The sequence below is a fragment of the Bradyrhizobium sp. UFLA06-24 genome (assembly GCF_054967145.1).
The window spans coordinates 1-3,610 of sequence record NZ_JADFUE010000154.1; the positions used below are offsets into that span (position 1 = coordinate 1).

Consider the following 3,610-nt stretch of genomic DNA (forward strand, 5'->3'; position numbering starts at 1 on the left):
AAGGTGGACTTCTCTTGCTTCGGGTATCATCCCGACCTTGAATCACGACTCACGTTCCAAGAAAAGTGGGTACTAGTTGACGATCAGCACTACCGGCTTGTCAACCGAGTGGCAGGGTCCCCTAGCCAAGGTGGTACAAGTCGACGTCCTCGAGGGTGTAGGCGCTGAAGCTCCCGAAATGGGCGAACAAGTTGTTGCGCTTGGCGCCGCAGCTGATCCGGTGATCCGGTCGGCGAGGCCGCGGCCCAGAGGCTATCGGGCGAGCGCATCGGCGCCTCGCGGAAGATGCGAGCATCGATTGAGCGCCAGCCTGCAGATCGCAGCGTCAGGACAGGACGACCTAGTCACGTGAATCTAATGTTCGCCACATAAAGTCTGCTGGGTTTTGTGGCAGAAGCGTTTGACGGAAGCCAAAATCTGGTCTGCGGACTTGGTCCATTTGAAGGGCTTCGGGTTTTGGTTGTGCAGGTGGATGAAGGTGCAGATGTCGGCCTCGAGTTGCCCGACGGAGGTGTCGTCTAATCGCTGCTGGGACGTCAAGCATTTAGTTTCGTCAAGAGACGCTGCCGGGTGCGTGGTTGTCTTCGCGGTCGACATTGGTCGCCGCATGATGGAGCTTCGCGGACGAGCCTTCAATGTGGACGACGCACTTTGCTGAGTCAGCAGTGCAACCCCATCAGCGGAATGGCTCGGCTCACGTCCTGGCAGGGATACCTTAGGCGTTCAGGTTCTGAACGCTATCCGAGCTTATGCGGCAGCTCCGGCATTCGGATTGAACAGCTCGCCGGTCTTAAGCATCGTATGCTTATCACCGCCAGTTTCCGTGCCACAGCCACGGCGGCTCTTTTGAAGCCGATCCTCTCCCGGAGATGCCGTCCCCACGTCCGCAGAGCGCTGTCGGTTGAGCTGCGCGTCAGAATGACCGCTGCCGCTTCATAGAGAAGCCCACGCAAATGGCGGTCGCCACGTCGGGATATATGGCCATCATAATCGACTTCTCCGGATTGGTAGCGGCGCGTTGTCAGGCCGATCCACGCGCCAACAGATCGGGATTTCCTAAAGTTGTCAGGCTCCTCAATAGCTGTGGCAAAAGAGGTTGCGGTGATCGCACCGATGCCCGGAATCGACATGAGGATGCGGCAGGCCTGACTCTCGCGCGCATCCCGAACCAACTGGCGACCGAGTTCGGCGGCGCGGATGCGAATGCCACGCCAGGCTTCCAGCATCGGAAGCACGATGGATGCAAGTCCGTCCTGATCAGCCAGAAGGTTCCGGACGTTCTCGAAGGTGCTTCCCTTTCCGGCGGGAACAAGCAGACCGAAGGTCTTCATGACGCCGCGGATCTGGTTCGAAAGCTCGGTGGTGATCCGGACCAGCCGCGTGCGCGCCGCGACAAGCGTGCGGGTCAGCATGCTGTTGAATCCCTTCACGCGCACCTCACGAAAGAACCCGACTTCCGCGAGCTGCGCCAGACCATCGGCGTCGTTCGCGTCCGTCTTGTTCGCCGCCATATCGAGCGCCGCTTTATCATGGCGCGCATCGACGCAGATCGCCGGCAATCCTTCGGTGCGCAAAGAATGATAGAACCATACCGACAGCGGTCCCGTCTCGAACACCACGCGTTTCACGGCCGGCGCCCGCTTGCGGATGAGCGCGGCGATGACACTGGGATCAGATGCACACTTGCCGCGCCAGATCCGTTCACCTGCTCGACGGATCGAGACCGCCGTCTCTTTCATCGACACATCGAGACCGATATACTCTTCCATGGCTGTTCTCCATTCGATGCTTGGGCCCGGCGTCCAGTCGTGAGCCCGTATTTCCATCCTATCGGGGAACAGCCACCCTCCAAGACTATTGATTGTCTTTAGGGCAACACGCTCCTGCGATTACCCCATGTGGACGCCCCCTCACGGCATCGCTGTGCCAAAGTGGTGTCGTTGACCATCACTTGAACGGAGGCGTCCATGTCGGAATTTAGCATAATCGCGTTGGATCTGGCGAAGAATGTGTTCCAGATGCACGGCGCGGATGCATCAGGAACCGTGCTTTTCCGCAAGAAGCTGCGCCGGGATCAGATCCTTAAATGTCTTGCCGCGCAGCCGACGTGCACGGTCGCAACGCGACTTTGCGGCATGGCTGGGGCTTACCCCGCTGCAGCGCTCCACCGGAGGCAAGCAGAAGCTCGGCAAGACGTCACGTATGGGCGAACGAACCCTGCGACGACTACTGATCATCGGCGCGAGCGCGGCCGTGCGCTGGGCAATGCGCAAAGACTCGACAGCGGATTCTTGGCTTGCGCGCATGCTTGCCCTCAAGCCGCCCATGCTGGTGATCGTCGCCCTCGCTAACAAGATGGCGCGCATCGTCTGGGCATTGATGGCGAGAGGCGGAACCTATCGGGCTCCGGCTGCGGCGAAGTAGTTCCGCGGCAGGGACCGTGAGTGTGAGAAGGTCAACCGGAGAGTATGGCGCACGGTCACGAGACAGGAATGGGAAAACCAGATCATGGATACGCGCCTCGAGCACGCGAAGTTGAATTGGACCCGTTCCGCGAACTCCCATACGGGCCAGCGGCATGTGGCAGCCGCAACAAAAGGCCGAACACATGTCAGCGCCCGACCACGCTCCGCACTCTTCGAAAGATTCTTCTTGCACCAACGGGGGCGTCTACACATGTCCATGACGATATGGACATCGAGGCCTTCAGGAACTTGAGCATCGATCTCTTTTAAAAACTTCAAGACTCGACTGCCCGGTGGCGCTTGTAGCATTTGCCGATGACGAACCCCGAGGCGACATCGAGCGCGGCAAACAGCGTGGTCGCACCATGCCGCACATAGCTGTGCGTACGACGCTCCGGTATGCCGGGCATCATTGGCAAGACCGGCTGCTCGCGATCGAGTGCCTGAATCTGGCTTTTCTCATCGATGCTGAGGACAAGGGCTCGGTTCGGCGGGGACAGGTAAAGCCGACGATGTCGCGTGCCTTGTCGACGAGCCGCGGATCGCTCGACAACTTGAATGTCTGGCTACGGTGCGGTTGCAAGCCGAACGCCGACCACATTCGGCGGATCGTGGTGCGGGAAAAGCCAGTTTCCGCAGCCATCGAGCGGATCAACCATTGCGTCGCCTCGGCCGGCGTCGTACGCAGCGTGCGATCGATCATGGCGGCAACCTGATCGTCGTTGATGGTGCGAGGGCGGCCAGGGCGTGCCTCGTCAAGCAAGCCATCACAGCGATCCTTCAAAAATCGGCGGCGCGACTTGCCAACGGTGTGTTCGTGGAGGCCGAGTTCGGCAGCCACAGACTTGCTTGGCAAGCCATCCGCCCACCGCAGGATCGCGCGGCATCGCTCAGGAAAGCAACCGCGCAGCACGATGACGACGAACTTGCCTCTCCAAGTACGCCCGCTCCTGCGGACTCAGCACCAACGGCGCGATCGGCCGGCCTTTCCCACCTGCATTCGCCACAAGCGCTCTCCTCTCTCGAGATTCAAGCTATCAACCAATGCGACGAACTTGCGTTCCGGATGACTAGGGTCTGTACCTAAATAGCGCCACGTGATTCTCTTGCCTACGTGTTGATTCGGGGGCGAGAGAATGCGCGCT

The 3,610-nt window shown here is 59.9% G+C and carries 4 pseudogenes; 1 reads left to right on the forward strand and 3 read right to left on the reverse strand.

From position 1 onward, the window contains the following. Positions 1-354 precede the first annotated feature (354 nt). Both IF809_RS38150 and IF809_RS38155 read right to left on the reverse strand, forming a co-directional pair. A pseudogene (locus IF809_RS38150) lies at positions 355-513 on the reverse strand (IS630 family transposase); the annotation flags it as partial. Between the two features lie 234 nt (positions 514-747). Continuing rightward, positions 748-1,769 (reverse strand): annotated as a pseudogene (locus IF809_RS38155) (IS110 family RNA-guided transposase). Between the two features lie 325 nt (positions 1,770-2,094). On the opposite strand from IF809_RS38155, the pseudogene IF809_RS38160 reads away from it, so the two are divergent. Continuing rightward, positions 2,095-2,424: pseudogene (locus tag IF809_RS38160) on the forward strand (transposase); the annotation flags it as partial. Between the two features lie 254 nt (positions 2,425-2,678). Here the strand turns inward: IF809_RS38160 and IF809_RS38165 are convergent. Continuing rightward, positions 2,679-3,472 (reverse strand): annotated as a pseudogene (locus IF809_RS38165) (IS630 family transposase); the annotation flags it as partial. Positions 3,473-3,610 lie beyond the last annotated feature (138 nt).